Source organism: Teredinibacter franksiae (assembly GCF_014218805.1).
Lineage (GTDB): Bacteria > Pseudomonadota > Gammaproteobacteria > Pseudomonadales > Cellvibrionaceae > Teredinibacter > Teredinibacter franksiae.
In genome coordinates this window covers 2,858,259-2,875,763 of record NZ_JACJUV010000001.1, presented here as the reverse complement: position 1 = coordinate 2,875,763, position 17,505 = coordinate 2,858,259, and the positions used below count along the sequence as shown (strand labels likewise).

The following is a 17,505-nucleotide window of genomic DNA, read 5'->3' as shown; positions in this document are numbered from 1 at the left end:
TTAATCTATTTTGTGAATTGTTATAGGCTGTATTTCATTACCTATAACAACCCCCTAAAAGCCAAAAGTCTTCGTGCCATTCGCAACCGTTGATCTGTTGCAGTTGATAGATAAGCGGTGGGGAATCGTTAACGGGTAGCGCGAGTCGATTTTTGCCAAATATCCATATTTTTTGACAGTCAACGAGATAGCTCATAAGCGCCTCCATAGCGGTAGACAGACAAAACAAATGTTAGTCACTTGTCACACTAACGGCAAGGCCCCAAAAATCAGCATTCCAAATTTATTCAAACCGATTCCCATACCCGCTCCCCTTCTTTCGATGGCTCCAATCACATAAACCTAGGCCAGCACCAACAGAGCATTTTTTGAGCACTTACTGTAATGACTTGTAATGGTTGTTGTGTTGGTATTTTCCTACACTCTTCCGCCCAAGTTGCTAACGTCACTGCAAGTCAGGGACACGAATGTTTTAGGCGTCATCTCAGGAAAGAGGATGTATCCATGTCGGAAATCGCCAAATTTATTAACCAAATTGCCGCCGACATCAGTGCGCAACTTAACGCAACGATCAATACCTGCAAGCCGCTGGCGGGTTTAATTGAAACGACAGATTTAGCCGCCATTCACGCCAACACACCAGCCATTTTTATTGCCACAGTAGGCACCGGTGAATTAAAGCTGGTGGAAACCGAACAGAAAGATATCAAGTTATACCTCATCGCCTATGTGGTGGTGGTAAACCCCGACAGTATTGAACGCGAAGCGGTTACCCGCGACATTGTTGATACGCTGCTGTGTTATGTGCCCTTCCAGCGCTGGCAAAACCCCAACGCATTTCCCGCCGCCGATATTGAATCAGCCGACCTTCACGGCCTCTCTAAAGGTTTTAAACCCGACGTTACCAGTTGGCGCACCAGTGTCTCGGCACTCTCTCGTGCTGCCGACCTCTATGGCGGTGACGATCCAGTATCTCACTTGGCACTGTGGGCCGTGAGCTGGGAACAGGTCATTCGAATGGGCCGAATGTCGGAAGACAATGCTCCTTACCCAGCAAACGCCATTATCGCTAAACACGGCGATGACATCGAAAACGTGTACAGCGAAACGGGAAGTTAAACGCGATGCCAGGGGAAGACAACAGCGCCGCCGATACAGTTGAACTCAATGATGTGATGTCCCAGCAAGAGCAAATGCTGAGTAACAGTGTGCAGTTTGGCCGCATTGTCGAAAAAACCGATACCGACCCAAAACCACCCACCGACATATCCAGCGTTCTGGTGCAGGTGGGCGGTGAAAAGGAAGGCACTTTTACCCGCAACTGGATGCCCTGGACAGTTGCTCGATCGGGTTTAGATGCCGTGTGGTGGCAACCAGAAGTCGATGAACAAGTATTAGTCATGGCGCCTTCAGGAAATTTAGCGCTGGGGGTTGTAGTGGGCGTATTACCGCGGGGTAAATGGCTTAGCTTTGGCGAAAAAAATGATTTTTCCAAGGCCCCTGCCGCACCGCACACACAGCCGCCCGAAGCCACGGCCTACCAGCACATCATGCGGTATAAAGACGGCACCAGCGTTAGCTTCGATCGCGAAACCCACGCCATGGACGTAGAGCTGCGTGAAAAGGCGGAAGAAGACCCTGGGGTGTCCCTTAACATAACCTTAAAAGAAAAGAAGGGTGTGTTTACCTTGTTATTAGGTGATGCCGCTGAACCCAAAACCAAAATCGAATTTAGTACCGAAAACGGGGTGAAGCTAGGGGTGGGCGAAAATTACATTGAACTAAAAGAAGACTGTATCACCTTGAAAAGTAAAACCCTGGTCATTGACGCCGCCGACGGATTCACCATGACCTCGAAAAACATTAACTTTGACGACAGCGCCGAGATTAACGCCACCAGCGAAAAAATCACCCTTAAAGCAGGAACCACATTAGAAATCAGTAGCGGTGGTGCCGATGTTAAATAGGGGTTGTAAATGAACGTAACAGTGAGCCCACAGCAATGACCGACATCATCGGCATGCACATGGAAACCGGCGAAATGCTTTCCGGTGTGGAACATATACGTCAGTCCGTGCGCGACATTTTAACTACGCCGCTGGGTGGCCGGGTTATGCGCAGGGATTACGGCTCCAATTTATTAAAACTGTTAGACCGACCAATGAATGCCGCACTGGTTGCCGATATTCAAGTCGCCGTCTCTATGGCTCTATCTACCTTTGAGCCGCGCTTGCAACTCAGCCGCGTTAGCGTGGAACTGCCATCGCAAGACACTGAGCTTGGGCGCCTAAAGGCAGCCGAAGGGCAGCTACAAATACACATTGAAGGCGTGGTATTGCCAGAGGGGCAATACATTATTTTGAGCGATATTTTAGCGAGTTAACCGGGGTATAAGTGTTTCCCTAACAACATGTCACAACGACACACAGCCCGTTGAGACAGACTTCATTTAATAAAGGAGCATGGTATGAGTGGTTTTTTACACGGTGTAGAAATACAAGAGCTGGATCTCGGGCCACGCCCGATAAGCGGTGGTGATACCTCGGTAATAGGCTTGGTAGGCACGGCTAAAAAAGGCGTTGCATTAAAGGGAGAGCCCATTTTAATTGCGGGTTCTCGCAAAGAAGCCGTTCGGCTATTTGGGGCGATGGATTCCACCGCTACAGAAATTCCTGAAGACAATACATTACCCTATGCCTTAAACGCTATTTTGGACCAAACCGGCGCGCAGATTGTTATCGTCGCAGTTGCCACCGGCGAAGACGGAAAAGCGGCCGAGGCCGATATTCAAGCCGGCATCGACTTATTTTTGGCCGCTGAAAGCAGCGTTCACAAAACGCCTCGTATTTTGGTTGCCCCGGGTTTTAGTAACTTAGCGCTGGTTAGCGCACGGCTTACTCAGGTGGCAGAACGGTTGCGCGGTATTGCCATTATTGACGGCCCAAATACCGACAATAAAACCGCCATTAAAGCCGCTTCTACGCTAGCCAATCCTAGGGCTTATTTAATTGACCCTCAAGTCAAAGTATCGGCCGGTGGCGACACTTCCCGTTTAGAGCCAGCATCACCTCGCGTTGCAGGTGTTATGGCTAAATCCGATGCCGAGCGCGGCTTTTGGTGGAGCCCTTCAAACCGAAACATTGCGGGCATTATTGGCACCAGCCGCCCAGTCGATTTTGCCCTGGGCGACGTTAACGCCACCGCAAACTTACTGAACGAAGGCAAGGTAGCCACCATTATTCACCAAAATGGCTACCGGCTCTGGGGCAATCGCAGCTGTGCCGCCGATGTTAAATGGGCCTTTATCAGTGTGCGTCGCACCGCCGATTTAATTAACGACGCCCTGCAGCGTTCGCACATGTGGGCGGTAGACCGCAACATCACCAAAACCTACGTGGAAGATGTAACCGAGGGCGTAAACGCCTATTTGCGTCACTTGAAAAAAATCGGCGCGATTATTAACGGTAAATGCTGGACCGATCCAGAAATCAATACCTGGGATCAGGTGGTAGCGGGCAAAGTAACATTCGATTTCGACTTTACAGCTCCCTACCCTGCCGAACACATTACTTTTAGAAGCAGCCTTGTTAACGACTATATACAGGAGATATTCGCATGATCCCGAAGGTACTTAAGAATTTTAATTTATTTGTGGATGGACGCGGGTATGCCGGTCGGGTAGACGAAGTCACATTGCCAAAGCTCAGCCTAAAAACGGAAGAGTTTAAAGGCGGAGGAATGGATGTACCCATTGAGCTGGACATGGGCATGAACAAGCTCGAATGCGACCTGACCATTTCCGAATACGATGTGGAAATTATCAAAATGTTTGGTCTTCGTGAAGGCGCACAAGTTCCCCTTACCATGCGCGGTGGTTTGGACGGCGAGTCCGGCGTAACACCGGTAGTGATCAATATTACCGGCGCTTGGCGCGACCTCGACTTTGGTGGCTGGAAAGCCGGCGAAAAAGCACCGCTAAAAGTATCCGTTGCAGCGCGGTATTACCGTTTAGAAATCGACGGTACCGAGCTGGTGGAAATAGATGCGGAAAATATGGTACGCAAAATTAACGGTGCGGATCAGTTGGAAGCCATGCGCAGCGCGCTGGGCATGTAAATCGTTAAAATGCTGTTGGCAGTGCCGGCTACTGCCAACAGCTGATTTTTGTAAGGAGCATGTATGAACACAACCACTATCGACCTTGGCTACCCCATAAATATCGACGGCCGCGATGTGAGTATTCTGGAAATGCGCCGGCCACGCGTAGGCGACCGATTAGCCATCGAAAAAATGTCAGCCGATGATGCCGAAAAAGAAATCCGCTTCATCGCTAACCTGTGTGAGATCGCACCCAGCGAAATAGAAAAACTGGATATGGCCGATTATTTGAAAGTACAGGACACACTCGCAAGTTTTTTATCCTAGACCCAGCAACCATAAGAGAAGCAACTCTTTTACTGGCGCAACAGAGTGGCTGGGGCTTGAAAGACCTAATGGATATTGAAGAGCAAGAGCTAATGACATGGCTGGAAGTCAGCCGCGATCTTCACCGTAAACAATCAAACGGATAATGTAACCGTGCAAACAGTAGCCGAGAGCAACAAACAAAATGTACGCGGGCGCCTTTGGCGCGCCTACAGCCGTGCAGCTTTTGTTGCTTCAAACCCAAGGCATACACGGAAAATAATTCCCGGCCGTTTTTCTCCAGTAGTTAGTTTAAAAAACTCGGTATTCGCGACACAACATTCGAGATATGGTTTAAGTACTCGCGACTTGGTAAGCGCAACTGATCTTTCGTCACCACTGTTTGTATTATTTCAAAACGGGCGATTCAATTACGATTTGAGCGGCTATTGGCAGACCGAAGAGACCGAAACCCAGTCGCAAGATAAAGACTTGAGAGTTGTCGGCCACAACACCGATAACCGCAAATATAGCCAAAACGCATACAAATACACTATTTTTAATAGTGCTTCATGGTTCAGCCCCCGCGTAATTGTAAACCATTGCATTACAGGGTCACGGAATAGGCAAAAACCTGCATCTGTGACACCGAAAATGGCAACGCAAGGCCTACAATTCCCGATAGCCGAAAGTATCTGTGCGCATGTGACCCAGGCATTGTTACTCGGAGGCCAATTGACAGCCCCGCCCATACAAGCTGGGGGGAAATCTACTCAGGGCAACCACCTACAAGCGTTTGGTCAATTAACGGAGTCTAAGCGTCGTTCGCTTTCGCAGAACTGGCGCAGCCCTATAGCAAGCCCAAACAATACTGCCTGGCTCGCCACCACTAGCGCGCAAAAATTTAGTCTGAAAAACGGTCTTAAAAACAGTAGCAATTCAGCACAAAAGGTCAGTCTTAACAATAGTAATACTTCAGCACTAAACGGCGACCCAATTAAGAGCATCGACGAGACCAACAACAAGAATAGCAACCACACCTCTAAACAAATCTCGCCGCTAATTTTACGCTGGCTACAGACGAACGCTGGTGGCTCATTTTTAAATCACGCATTAAAAGATAACGCCACCCTTACCGATGTGCTCTACATCAATAGATCCGACCCGAACAGCCGTTCCAACAAAGAGCAACGATTTTCGCTGGGTGGCTCACGGGCTTGGATCAATATCATAGGTAAGCCCTCAGCGAGCGAAAATTATAGTCGCGAAAATCCATTACTTTCGTCTAGTACCGTTGAGCAAACGTCAACCAAACGCCAGCCCGAAAACCAGCATGCTCGAAATGCTCAGGCTGTTCAGCGAGGAAATGAATCGACACGCTCCAGTACCCCGCACGCTTATGCTGTAAGTGATCAAATTCTGGGCTCCAGCTTACGCAACCATGCAACATCCACTCGTATTCAATCAAACACTGAGCAGCAATTATCTGAACAAAATAGCGCTAGCAAAGTAGCGCCCGCGAGCCGGCTAACAAACACCACAGCTGTTATCAAAGATTTGCTGGACTCGCAGGCGCATCGCGAGCAGGTCATACAGCACACTACCCACACAATCTTTAGCGAAATTCGCGATCAACTCGTGCAAATGGAGCGCAGCAACAAAACCGATGCTAGTGCGCTAATTAAAGTACTGAAAGAAATGGAGCGTGCAGGTGAGCAACGCCAACACACTGGCCAGATGGAACGTCCTATGCGCCCACTTTCCTTTCTCAGTAACCGATAACGGGGTACAGCAGACGTGATTTCTGGACAATTGCAGATCGAGGATGTACAGCAGCTTCAACAGGCCGTTGAACAAGCCGTGCCTAGCTTGGACTATGAAGCATTACTGCAAGAGGCAAAATATAATTTGCAGTTGAACCTGCAAAACAGCAATAGCTTGCGGGGAATAGATGTCAGTCGGGTGCCCGAAAGTGACCCCATCAGTAAACTTTTGGAAGTACTTGCCTATCGTGAACTAATAACCCGCCAGAAAATGAACGAGGCTCTCAAGGCTTGTTTTTTATCGACCGCCCAGGGAGAAGACCTACGGCGCCTAGCCGCATTAATTATACCCTCTATTGGCACGGCTTCCATGAACAAAGCCGACGACGGCGATGTGCGCGGGGCCGTTATTAACGAGTACAGAAATATACACACGGCCGGTTCCGCACAGGCCTATAAAACCTTAGCCATTGAAGCCGCCGACGCAGGAGAAGCACTGCACGACGTGCATGTTGAGAGCCTACGTAAGAGAGAAGTAGATGTGTACCTACTGTACCAACCGGACACACCACCGGATCAACAAGAAGCCATTCGTAAAAAAGTATTTCGCTGTGTAACGGATGACGCCGTTAGGCCTATTGGACAATTTGTACAGGTACAGCCTGCAAAAGTTATCGACTACCGTATAAAAGCTACGCTAGGTTTTCGTGATCGCCTAGGTGCAGCAGAGGCAATTTCATCGGCGCGAATTGCTGTACAGCAGTATGTAAAAGAAAAATATTATTTTGGCAGCAACCTTTATTCCAGTGCCTTACTCTCGGTACTTTATCAGCCAGGGGTAGACTACATTGTGCTACAGGCTCTCAAACCCAATCGCGCACTCGCCGATGTAGCCGTTGGCGCAAACGAGGCCCCATGGTGTGGCGACATCGACATTCAGCTGCATACCGATGTGCCAGAAGAAAAAGTTGCAGGTGTGAATGTGCATAATGTCCGGCTAAAACGAAATTATTTGTCGTGTGATATCGACATTGCACCACCACAACACGAAATTCGTTTAACCAAATATACCCTTTACTGGGGGGGTGAAAACCGCGCGAAATTGTCCGGGTACGGCACGTTAGAAAGTCTACCGGTAGGTGGAGCCAGACGCATTCACCTAAGTAGCACACCTATCCCAGAAGACGCCCACTATTTACTCATTTTTACGGTAAATGAAAATGGCGAGATGGGCGCATTTGATAAAGATTTGAGCGCAGGCTATGCCGTTCCGATCCCCACCGAAAATAACGCTTAATATGAAAATGGAACTGAATTTATTGTGAGAATTTCATCTTCAACAGGTTTGGCGCAAATGGAATTACCGTTGCTCAGCAGCGGTGAAAAACCTCGTTACGATACGGCTACTAAAGCGCACGAGGGGCCACAAAGCGAATTGATAGACGCTTTACTGCAAACCATAAGCGAGCGGCAAACCACATTATATAAAGATCTAAATGATTTAGCCGAATCGGTAATGCTGGCAACCGCCAAGGGCGCAAATTTGGATCAAGCGGCCGCCATTTTGGGTGTTAAACGTCAACAACTAAAAGCCGCCGATGACCAAGCCTCACCGCCCACAACAGCAGTAATGGAAAGCGACGAACGCTTTCGTCTTCGTGCGCGGTACAGCGTGCAAGCGCTAAATCACAGTGGCTGTGAAGGCAGCTACCGATTTTGTGCTCTGTCTGCGAGTGCCAACATTAAAGATGTAAGCGTGTATAGCCGCGATTGGCTAGAAGGCGATAATAAAATCAACGTTGTAGTACTACACGACGACCGCAACGAAGCGGTAACCGAAACACGAGAACAAGTGTTGGCCAAAGTACGCGCAGCAGTACTATCGGTCGCTTCTATTACCGACGATATTGAAGTGCGTTGGGCAACAGTGGTGCCCTATCGAGTGAGTGCGATGCTCGAATTCCAAGAGCAAAGTGACAAATCGGCAACCCTTGAACGTGTCAATACCGCTGTTAATGCGTTAATAAAACGTAACCATCAATTAGGCAAAAACATTGTCCGCGATGAATTTTTGGCGGAGCTCTATCAACCCGGAGTAGAGCGGGTAATTTTGGTAGAGCCCGCAAATGATCTTGCCATTCCGGCTGATGCCGTTGCCCACAACAATAGTGATATTGGTTTTCGCATTGAAGAAGCTGAAGCCATTGCCTTAGCCACACATACGGACATGCAAACATCCATACGCTTGGCGCAATACGTACAGCTACAAACCAACCTAGGCGAGGATAATCAATGACGCATAACCCGACCTCGTCCGCGAAGCATCAGGTGAATAGTGTATGAATCCCGTGAATGATTTACTACCGCCCAACGCCGCACCACTGGAACGAAAGCTTTCCCAAGCAACCGCCGTATTGGAAAACGTGGATGTGCCACTAACCCACTTATGGGACGCGGAAACCTGCCCTGAGGAATTTCTACCGTGGTTAGCATGGGGTGTGGTCGTTGATCGCTGGGATGAAACCTGGCCGGTGGGTTTGAAGCGCGCCATCATCAAATACAGTTCCTATGCGCACAAAATACGCGGCACACGTAAGGCCGTATGCGATGCCATACGTATGGAATTGGCGCTAGCCGATATGCGCGTTAACAATGTGCCTCTAGAAGACATCCACAATCTGGAGCGCTACGGCGGTTCATTCCAAGTAAAAGAATGGTGGCATAAATCAGAGCAAGAGGGCAGCAACCCTTCGCGCGGAAAGGCAGAGTCTAGCGCCCTAACATTTAGTATTCAGCTATTAATTGGCGGCGATATTCTAGGTGGTCGTGGCCTACTAGGTGGTGACCTGTACCGACGCCTTCGCGACGCTGTAGACGCGGTCAAACCCCTCAGCACGCAGTACACATTATCCATTGGCGGCGCCAAGTTAGACGCACAGTTGCCACAGTACCGACCCAGTTTACGGTTGAAGAAATACCACCGTTTTCAGGTGCTACCAAAAGTTTCACTTAAATTGCACGCGCAACTGGGTTTAACAACATCAACTCGAAGTATAGAACAACGACGCTTTTCGATGCGCCCGCTGCCAAAATTACAACTGACCAGTACGCTGAAGCTTCAGCCGGGTGTACGCAATATACGCATGAAAAATTTTGTATTAAAACCCAAAGACTAACGATGGTGGTTTTTAATTAAGCCACTGCACGCTAATTTCAGAATGCAAAAAATGGAGAATAACAATGGCTGATCAACTCGTGCCAATTATTACCGACGCTGGTCGAGAAGCACTAATATCCGGCTTCGCCAATGCAGACAACTACCGCTTTAGCTTAGTGGCGCTAGGCGATGGCACGGGTGACGGTTATCTTCCACAACCGGATATGGAAGCCTTGAAAAATGAGGTTCAACGGGTAAAGGTTGCCAGTGTAGTGATACAAGATCATGCACGGTTACACATTACCGCCGTTATCGGTACCCCTGAGGACAAGGACGCGACTGAATACAACATTCATGAAATTGGCTTTTTCCTACAGGGCGTAGGTAACGGCGGTGCGGATGTTGGCGAGCCCATTTTGTTTGCCGTGTATGCCACTAACCCTGGCGGTAATCCGTTACTATCAAAAGACCCAGCAACAGAATTACTCTTAGCCTTCGATCTAGTATTACCCGACCTAGTTGATGGCGAATTGAAGTTCGATAAAGATTCCTACCTGCATTTACCCGATGCAACCGAATCTTCTGCAGGCCTGCTGCAGATCGCCACCAATCAAGAAGTATTGGAAGGCGAAGTAGCAGACAAAGCTGTATCACCACTCACCTTAAAAGACGCTCTGGAAACCTTTAAAGCTGCGCAGGACGAAGCGGCTATGAAACTGGCAACCAAAGCGGAGGTTACCGCCGGAAAAGCAAATGACAAAGCAGTCTCGCCCCTCACACTTACGGCAGCCTTTGAGCAGTACAGTGCGAGCCAGGCAGATGTTTCGCTAAATACCGATACAGTTGAAATTGGTAAAAAGCTAACCGTGGGTAACCCAAAGGTGGGAACCAACGGTGTGGTAGTGCAGGACGCCGAAACAAAAAAAGAAATTTTCTTTTCTGAAAATGGGCAAATTCGCAGCCGCGATAACAACCATCGCATTCTCCTTCGTCGTACCGAAAATATATTGGAGCTGCGCGAATGGGGCAATATTGTGTTTTCAAGTGGTGCCAAGGCAGGCAAAGAAACCGCAACAGCGGTATTAGATGCGAAAGGAGACTTGAGCGTTAAAGGTACCGTTACCGCCGAAAAAATTATTACCCAAAAATCCACCTACAACCCCAACCATCACCGCATGTACCCAGAAGGGCCTTTGGTCTATCAAGATATTCATGCGGCCTTTAAAAAGGGGGTGATTTCTAAACTCGGCAAGCCCAGCCAATTTGACAATAACACCTACCCTGCCAGCAAACCCTGGAACGGTAAACCCCTCATCAAATTCGGTGCCGACAACGAAAAAGATGGTAACGGCGCGAAGGTCATTGTACCCAAAGGCTACGACACCCTATGGGTAAGGGTATTGGGCGATCGCTGGACAGTGATGAACGCGTATTTTCTAGATGGAAAAAAAGAGAAACTGGGTTTATGGAGTGGTGGATACAGGCAGGACAACTGTTTTTGCCCCGATGGTTCACTGGCCGACGGTCGATGGGTTGGAGGTGAGGATGCTGTGCTCGCCCATCAATGGGTGCCTATTCCCGTGAATCGGGCCGGTGAAGTTGCGCTAATAGCAAAACCAAATACCGCCAGCAACTTTTGGCTATCGGGCGTTGCCTTTTCTAATAACCCTTGGAAACATGCCTCAGCCTCTGCCGTAACCCTACATTGGAAGCTTAACGGTGGCAATGCCATGAAGTGGAACAGTCATAAATGGAACGGCGACATTCTCGCGCAAATCGAGCCCGGTGCAATACGCACGCTAATGATTCCAGTCGTGGGCGACGGTGAAGATAAACTGTTGTACCTTATTGAACATAACAATAACTGGAATGGCGCCATGCACGACGGCATAACCGTAAACGGTAAGGACGTGGAACGTTTTATGGCCACCTACGATACGCCCTTTTCTCGCCACTGGAACGGTAAATTCTATCAGCGTTATATGGCCACGCGTATTCCAGCGGCACTGGTACCCAATGGCTTTTCATGGCTAAAGGTAAAAGTGGACATGCGCAACAGTAATAATTCCTTATATTTTCGCGAAATGGGTACCCATAACCTGGTTACGCCAATCGACTAATTAGCGGCGGAGACTCGTAATGCCAGCGCCCTTTATGATGTTACTGGGGCCTATTCGCTTTTCGGTGGATCAGGCCTCTTATCAGCAATTACAGCGTACTACTCAGTATTCCTGGGCCACGCAAAGCCCACTGGGGCACCCGGTACTTAAATACTTAGGTCTGGGTGGTCCCACGCGGCAGTACATAGGCCCAGGAGAAGACAGTATTACCTTGAACGGCACCATATTTCCGCAATTTAATGGCGGGCCTTTGCAGCTTATTATTATGCGTTTATCCGCAGGCATAGGCATAGCTTTACCGCTTATTTGCGGTAACGGATTAATAATGGGGCGCTGGATTATAGAAAGCATTGGCGAAACCAAGAGCGAATTTTTTGACAATGGTGCAGCACGAAAAATCGAATTTAATTTGACCCTCAAACGTTTTCAACAGGACTTTTTACCGGGGTTTTAGTGCATCGCTTGTGCGACACAAACTTAGGTGGAGTGAAAACCCATGGCAGAATACTTAACGAAAGACGGCGATATGCTCGACTGGATCTGCTGGATGCACTACGGGCAGCGAGCGCAACTTAACGAAGCCACACGGCAAATCGAGCCGCATATTTTAGCGGCTCAAGGTGATATTAGCGACGAAGTGGAAATGCTTAGCCAGTTCAGTACCACCGATCTACGCGGTATTGTTGAACAGGTACTCGACGCAAACCCTGGTATCGCCAGCTTGGGCACAGTACTACCCTCGGGAGTTGCCCTCTCGTTGCCAGAAATTAGCGCTAAAACAGAAGATGTTGCCACCGTACAATTGTGGGACGACTAGATGCTCGCCTACCTCTATAAACAATCACCACCGGGTTACACATTAACGGTTGGCGGCGCGCCCGCAGGCAATCAGCTGCGCAGCCGATTAATGTCGATAAGCGTTGTACTTAACGATGGCGGCCAGAGCGACCAGCTCTCGTTCACCCTTGATGACAGCCAAACGGTAACACTGGGTAGACTTAAGCTGCCGGAAACCGGTAAAGAAATTAAACTGTCATTAGGTTACGAACTGCATAAAGCCCCAATGGGTATTTTTCACGTAGACCAAGTAAGCTGCAGTGGCTCACCCGGCGGTGGTTCAATTAATATTACCGCCGTTCCCAAATTATTATTGGATGAAAAAACTCGCACCTGGGCAGACACCACAGTAGGTGATGTAATAAGTAAAATTGCCGGTGAAAACGACCTTAGTGCTAAGGTAAGTCTAAGTTTAAAAACCAAGAAAATTGTAGTTGAAAATCAAACCAAAGAAACCGACATCAGCTTTGTCACCCGCCTCGCAAAGAAATACGACGCGCTCGCGAAACCAGCGGGCGACAGCTTACTATTTTTAGTCAAAGGTGACTGTAAAACCGCCGCGGGTGTTCCCCTTCTACCCACCATTATCACCGCCGACAACATTATTCAATGGAACTGCAATCTCTCCGACAGAACCGAATACGGCTCTGTGGTGGCCGTATGGCACAACCGTGTAATGGCTACTCAAGAGCAGGTTATTGCAGGAAAAGAAGGCGCCACACCGATAAACCGCATTCCTCACCTTTATGCCACCGAGGACGAAGCCAAAGCCGCCGCCACGGCTATGCTCAATGAAAAAACGCGCGACGCCTCAACCCTTAACCTAACCGTTGTTGGCGACCCCGGTATTGTTGCAGGCAGCTCCATTGTGTTGGCAAAAATCAGAGACAAAGTGGACGGAATGTGGATTATTCGATCGGCCACGCACACCTTAAACAGTAGCGGCTATCAATGCAGCATAGCCGCCTACAGGACAGAATAATGGCGACGAATGAATGGTATGCACAAAACCAGCTGCAGCTAAGCACAGAGTTACAGCTATTACGTGAAGATATTCATCGCTGTTTGGGCAAGCAACCACTGACAGTCGCCGAAAACAACGATACACAAAACCCAAGCGACTTTACCTCAGGCCTTGATGACCTCTGTACGCTATTCCAATTAACGGCATTCGAACGTAAAGTGCTTGTACTTTGCGCAGCGGTGCAATTAGACGGAGAGTTTTCGCAATTGTGTGGACAATTGCTGGGTAAAGAAGAACTCGCACAACCAAACTTTGATGTCGCATTACGTTTGTTTTTCAATAGCCAGTGGTTGCCCTTTTCACCGCAGTGTGGCTTGCGCCGCTGGCAACTGGTTGAACTACAAGAGCCCTCGCAGCCCAACCTCTCACCCATTCGTATTAACGAAACCATTTTGCATTTTATCGCCGGGTTTGGCAGCGAAGACACGGCATTAGCCGCACTCACTATACCCAATAGCGGACTGCCGACCCTCGCCGACAGTCAGTTGGCGATTGCGCAAAATATTACCGAGCTATTCAATAACACCCTCAATGAAACACTACTGCCATTGGTACATCTGCAGGGCCCCGAACCCAGCGCACAGGTGGCGGTTGCTTTTAATGCCGCCGAAAAGCTTGGGCTTCCGTTGAAGCGTATAGATGCACAGTTGCTACCTTCGGATACCAGTGCGCTGCAAGATTTATTTGTACGAATGGAACGCGAAGCGATTCTCTACCACTGCCTGTTTATTTTTGAATGTGATGACATTCAACCCTCAATAGTACGCAGCGTTAATTACCTCTGTAAGCGATTATCCGCATTTTGCATGCTAAGCCACAACCTAACGCTTGCCAATATTGGCCGCGACATTATCAAGCTCACCGTACCCCGCCCCACCTACGACGAACAGTTTCGCCTTTGGCAAACAGGCTTGAAAGAACCGCTATTTTTAAATGGTAGCGCCTCACAATTAACCGCGATTGTGGACCAATTCGATATGGGCGTAAGCAAAATTCAAACCGTTTCGCGCCAGTGGCAAATAGAGTCCAACACTGAAGTGAGTAAGAATGGGCCACAATTGGATTTATTATGGCGATTGTGCCGTAAACAGGCACGCGCCGACATTTCTGATCTGGCAAATATTATTGAGCCCTCTCAGCTGCACTGGGAAAACCTCATATTGCCGGAAGAACAATTGTTAACCCTGCACAAAATTCTTGAGCAAGTAAAACATCGCCACAAAGTCTATCGCGAATGGGGGTTTGCCGACAGCGGTGCCTATGGTCTGGGTATTAGTGCACTATTTTCTGGCGCCAGCGGCACGGGTAAAACCTTTGCCGCCAGAGTTATCGCCAGCCAATTAAAACTGGATATCTACCAAATCGATTTATCCTCAATTGTGAGTAAATACATAGGCGAAACGGAAAAGAATCTCGAAAAAATATTCACGGCGGCCGAGAACAGTGGTGCCATTTTGTTATTTGATGAAGCCGACGCGCTGTTCGGTAAACGTAGTCAGGTGAGCGACAGCAAAGATCGCTACGCGAATATGGAAGTAAGTTATTTGTTGCAACGAATGGAGAGCTTTTCCGGTTTATCGATATTGACCAGTAATTATCGCTCTGCATTAGATCAAGCCTTTATCCGTCGCTTACGGTTTATTGTGCAGTTTCCCTTTCCACAATCACAGGAACGCACAGCGATATGGAAAGGCGTTTTCCCGCCGAAATTACCAAAACACGGCATCGATTTTGACAAACTCGCGAGACTGGAATTGCCCGGAGGTATTATTCGCAGCATTGCCATTAACGCAGCCTTCCGCGCAGCCAATGAACAAGAATTACAAATGGCGCATATACGCGAGGCCGCACAGGAAGAGTACCGAAAAACAGAAAAAACATTGGTTAACACACTGGTAGCGGATTGGTAGCCGCTAATTTGTAGTAGTGAATTGGTATTAATAGATTGGTCGAAACCGTTAGTTGGAGAAAATCGAATGGGTAAAAAAATTGGAGTGGAAGGCGATGTGTTAGCCACCCCCGGAACCTCGCCCTACCCCCCCGCCGATAACGGTGCGTGGGCGCCGGGTAAAGTGAGTGAAACCTCGTGCGCTACTGTTGCCAGCGGCGGCAAAAAGGGCCTGCTAAAAGCGACCTGTACGTTTAACTTCACTGGTACACAAACCACGCCTAACGGCCCTGTACCAGTAAGCGGCAGTGAAACCGTAACGCTGGAGGCAAAAGCCTCCACCTTAACATCAGCAGGCAAAGTTTTATTGTTAGACGGTGAAGAACAGGCCGGTAATTACGGTAATAAATTAAAAGTTGTAGCTAGTCAGCAGAAGCTTACTACAAGTTAACGGGAAAATAGTCATGTACATGGACAAAAGCGCTGTAATAGAGCAACACCCCGCTACTCACACATCCCCCAAAAAAACCGTAAAGCGAAGTTACGACAAACCTCTAGATACCATTCAATGCCAGTATGGCGAAACGCCCACGAAACATAACCAAGGTTCCAACCGCGCTGAAAAAGGCGGTATACCAGGGTCATTACGCTCGGGTTTGGAACAGCTCTCGGGTTATGATTTGTCCGATGTGCGCGTGCATTACAACTCGGCTAAACCGCGCGCACTTGGAGCTTTAGCTTATGCTCAAGGTACGAATATTCATTTGGGTCCCGGCCAAGATAAGCATTTGCCACATGAAGCCTGGCACGTTGTTCAGCAGAAGCAAGGACGCGTAAAACCTACGCAGCAAATGAAAAAAGGCGTGAATATTAATAGTGATTCAAGTCTTGAGCGCGAAGCGGACGTAATGGGCGCAAAAGCCATGAATGCACCCATTATTGGTCAACGCCGGAACAGCCCCACGGCGATAACCGAAAACAAAGCGGGGACAACGCTGCAGTGTTACACCGATAAAAACGTAATCACCCAAGCGCCGGATGACTGGAACGCGGGTAAAGCCCTACGCATTAGCGACAACGGCAACATGGCGGTAGCGCAAGACAGCAGCTATGGTTCTCACGATATGTGGGCGCTTCCGTCTCTTATCACTTCAGCCAACACGGCGCTAACGGCCAAAAAATCGGTCATACGCCTAAAAAGCGGAAGTAAATCCCTTAAAGGCGATGCCCCAGACGCGTCGGGCACTAAAACATTATCGAATGTAGTGCCTGAAAATATAGCGAACAAAACAACAGGAACAAACATGACAATCTGGGCCGACTGTGGTCGTTCCGGGCGAGATATTATGGGCGCAGGACGCGGAACCGGAAAAAATTATAGCAACATGACCGGTGGCTACACCAAGGAGAGGGGCGCCGTAGGGAAATTTTTTGGATTAAGCGCCTCGCGCAGTACCAGTGCCAGTAGCCCTAGCGCTATGGCGTCCGAAATATACCGCAGCTTAGGTGGCAAGGCGGCTTATGACGCGTTATCCGATGTTGAGAAAGAAGCGTTTGATAGCTCGGCAGGTATTAACCGCCACGCAACACCTAGCGTTGGAGAAGGTTACACCATGGCTAGTGGCGGTGCTAATTATGTGGGCAAGATGACATGGAATTTCCACTGGGCGGGTGTGGTGATGGTTAGCGGTGGCGACAGTGTGACAATGGAAAACTTTGCCACAGGTGACGCAGAAGAAGTTAACAAAGACTGGGACTTCCAGATGTACGGGCCAGCAACAAAAGCCGACCAAACTTTTCACGATCAACACAAAGCAAGCCAGCAACACGGCATGGCTCCAACTACTGTTAAAGTACGCAGAAAATGATGGCAACATCGGCATCACAGACTAACCAATCTTACCCAATCGCTATTCAGGCCCATTATCAATCATCACCAAGAGCGCAGCACTATGGAACCCAGCGTAAAGACAACCGAAGAAATTGCAGCGCACGACGGTAAAGACGTTATTGTTCATGGCCGCTATCGACAGCTAGATGTACGCCGCAAACAAAAACCACCGGCAGTATACCGAGGCCAAGTAGCGATTGAATTGAGCGATGGTCAGCTTGTTTTATTAGAACCTAGTTGGTCCAACGATGCGCTGCGCTCGATGGATGAACGTCAACAATTTGATAATAAAACCGTTACCGTTAGAGGCGTATTGCACGCGCGCGCACCTGAAGCGCCCGATCCAGTGGCGACGCTAGTAAGCCCTTGCTTATGCTCTGTAAGAGATATTAGTGCGACCTAACGTGGTTCATCAGCGATC

General features: G+C 48.8%; 19 protein-coding genes. 18 read left to right on the top strand and 1 reads right to left on the bottom strand.

All coding sequences use genetic code 11. From position 1 onward, the window contains the following. Positions 1-37: 37 nt before the first annotated feature. Complete coding sequence (locus tag H5336_RS12115) at positions 38-196, bottom strand: hypothetical protein (protein ID WP_185234494.1); 159 nt, start codon at positions 194-196, stop codon at positions 38-40. Between the two features lie 308 nt (positions 197-504). Here H5336_RS12115 and H5336_RS12110 point away from each other — a divergent pair, with 308 nt between their 5' ends. The 18 genes from H5336_RS12110 (at position 505) to H5336_RS12025 (ending at position 17,487) form a co-directional block, all read left to right on the top strand. Next, the gene (locus H5336_RS12110; RefSeq protein ID WP_185234492.1) at positions 505-1,119 is read left to right on the top strand and encodes a hypothetical protein; all 615 of its coding nucleotides are present in this window, start codon (positions 505-507) and stop codon (positions 1,117-1,119) included. 5 nt (positions 1,120-1,124) lie between these two features. Continuing rightward, entirely contained in the window at positions 1,125-1,967 is an 843-nt protein-coding gene (locus H5336_RS12105) for a phage baseplate assembly protein V (RefSeq protein ID WP_185234490.1), read from the top strand. A 35-nt stretch (positions 1,968-2,002) separates the two neighbouring features. Further along, positions 2,003-2,383: a GPW/gp25 family protein gene (locus tag H5336_RS12100; protein ID WP_221628048.1), complete on the top strand. Its 381-nt coding sequence runs from the start codon at positions 2,003-2,005 to the stop codon at positions 2,381-2,383. 84 nt (positions 2,384-2,467) lie between these two features. Continuing rightward, complete coding sequence (locus H5336_RS12095; RefSeq protein WP_185234488.1) at positions 2,468-3,619, top strand: phage tail sheath C-terminal domain-containing protein; 1,152 nt, start codon at positions 2,468-2,470, stop codon at positions 3,617-3,619. Next, the gene (locus H5336_RS12090) at positions 3,616-4,116 is read left to right on the top strand and encodes a phage major tail tube protein (RefSeq protein WP_185234486.1); all 501 of its coding nucleotides are present in this window, start codon (positions 3,616-3,618) and stop codon (positions 4,114-4,116) included. The genes H5336_RS12095 and H5336_RS12090 overlap by 4 nt, the downstream gene beginning before the upstream one ends. A 63-nt stretch (positions 4,117-4,179) precedes the next feature. Beyond that, positions 4,180-4,425: a phage tail assembly protein gene (locus H5336_RS12085; protein ID WP_185234484.1), complete on the top strand. Its 246-nt coding sequence runs from the start codon at positions 4,180-4,182 to the stop codon at positions 4,423-4,425. Between the two features lie 153 nt (positions 4,426-4,578). Then, the gene (locus H5336_RS12080; protein WP_185234482.1) at positions 4,579-6,186 is read left to right on the top strand and encodes a hypothetical protein; all 1,608 of its coding nucleotides are present in this window, start codon (positions 4,579-4,581) and stop codon (positions 6,184-6,186) included. A gap of 15 nt (positions 6,187-6,201) precedes the next feature. After that, positions 6,202-7,464: a baseplate J/gp47 family protein gene (locus H5336_RS12075; protein ID WP_185234480.1), complete on the top strand. Its 1,263-nt coding sequence runs from the start codon at positions 6,202-6,204 to the stop codon at positions 7,462-7,464. Positions 7,465-7,488: 24 nt separating this feature from the next. After that, positions 7,489-8,463: a baseplate J/gp47 family protein gene (locus tag H5336_RS12070; protein ID WP_185234478.1), complete on the top strand. Its 975-nt coding sequence runs from the start codon at positions 7,489-7,491 to the stop codon at positions 8,461-8,463. Between the two features lie 43 nt (positions 8,464-8,506). Beyond that, on the top strand, positions 8,507-9,343 hold the full coding sequence (locus tag H5336_RS12065) for a phage tail protein I (RefSeq protein ID WP_185234477.1): 837 nt from the start codon (positions 8,507-8,509) through the stop codon (positions 9,341-9,343). A gap of 64 nt (positions 9,344-9,407) precedes the next feature. Next, complete coding sequence (locus H5336_RS12060) at positions 9,408-11,444, top strand: phage tail-collar fiber domain-containing protein (RefSeq protein ID WP_185234475.1); 2,037 nt, start codon at positions 9,408-9,410, stop codon at positions 11,442-11,444. A 19-nt stretch (positions 11,445-11,463) separates the two neighbouring features. After that, positions 11,464-11,898, top strand: a complete 435-nt coding sequence (locus tag H5336_RS12055) for a phage tail protein (protein ID WP_221628047.1) — start codon at positions 11,464-11,466, stop codon at positions 11,896-11,898. A gap of 42 nt (positions 11,899-11,940) precedes the next feature. Next, positions 11,941-12,261 carry a tail protein X gene (locus H5336_RS12050; RefSeq protein WP_185234473.1) on the top strand — a complete coding sequence of 107 codons (321 nt, stop codon included), beginning with the start codon at positions 11,941-11,943 and terminating at the stop codon, positions 12,259-12,261. Continuing rightward, complete coding sequence (locus H5336_RS12045) at positions 12,262-13,263, top strand: phage late control D family protein (protein ID WP_185234471.1); 1,002 nt, start codon at positions 12,262-12,264, stop codon at positions 13,261-13,263. It abuts the gene before it with no gap. Continuing rightward, positions 13,263-15,215 carry an ATP-binding protein gene (locus H5336_RS12040; protein WP_185234469.1) on the top strand — a complete coding sequence of 651 codons (1,953 nt, stop codon included), beginning with the start codon at positions 13,263-13,265 and terminating at the stop codon, positions 15,213-15,215. The genes H5336_RS12045 and H5336_RS12040 overlap by 1 nt, the downstream gene beginning before the upstream one ends. Before the next feature lie 66 nt (positions 15,216-15,281). Further along, positions 15,282-15,644 carry a hypothetical protein gene (locus tag H5336_RS12035; RefSeq protein WP_185234467.1) on the top strand — a complete coding sequence of 121 codons (363 nt, stop codon included), beginning with the start codon at positions 15,282-15,284 and terminating at the stop codon, positions 15,642-15,644. A 13-nt stretch (positions 15,645-15,657) separates the two neighbouring features. Then, a complete protein-coding gene (locus H5336_RS12030; RefSeq protein ID WP_185234465.1) occupies positions 15,658-17,061 on the top strand; it encodes an eCIS core domain-containing protein in 1,404 nt (467 codons plus the stop codon). Positions 17,062-17,145: 84 nt separating this feature from the next. Beyond that, positions 17,146-17,487, top strand: coding sequence for a hypothetical protein (locus H5336_RS12025; RefSeq protein ID WP_185234463.1), 342 nt, complete (start codon positions 17,146-17,148; stop codon positions 17,485-17,487). Positions 17,488-17,505: the final 18 nt, after the last annotated feature.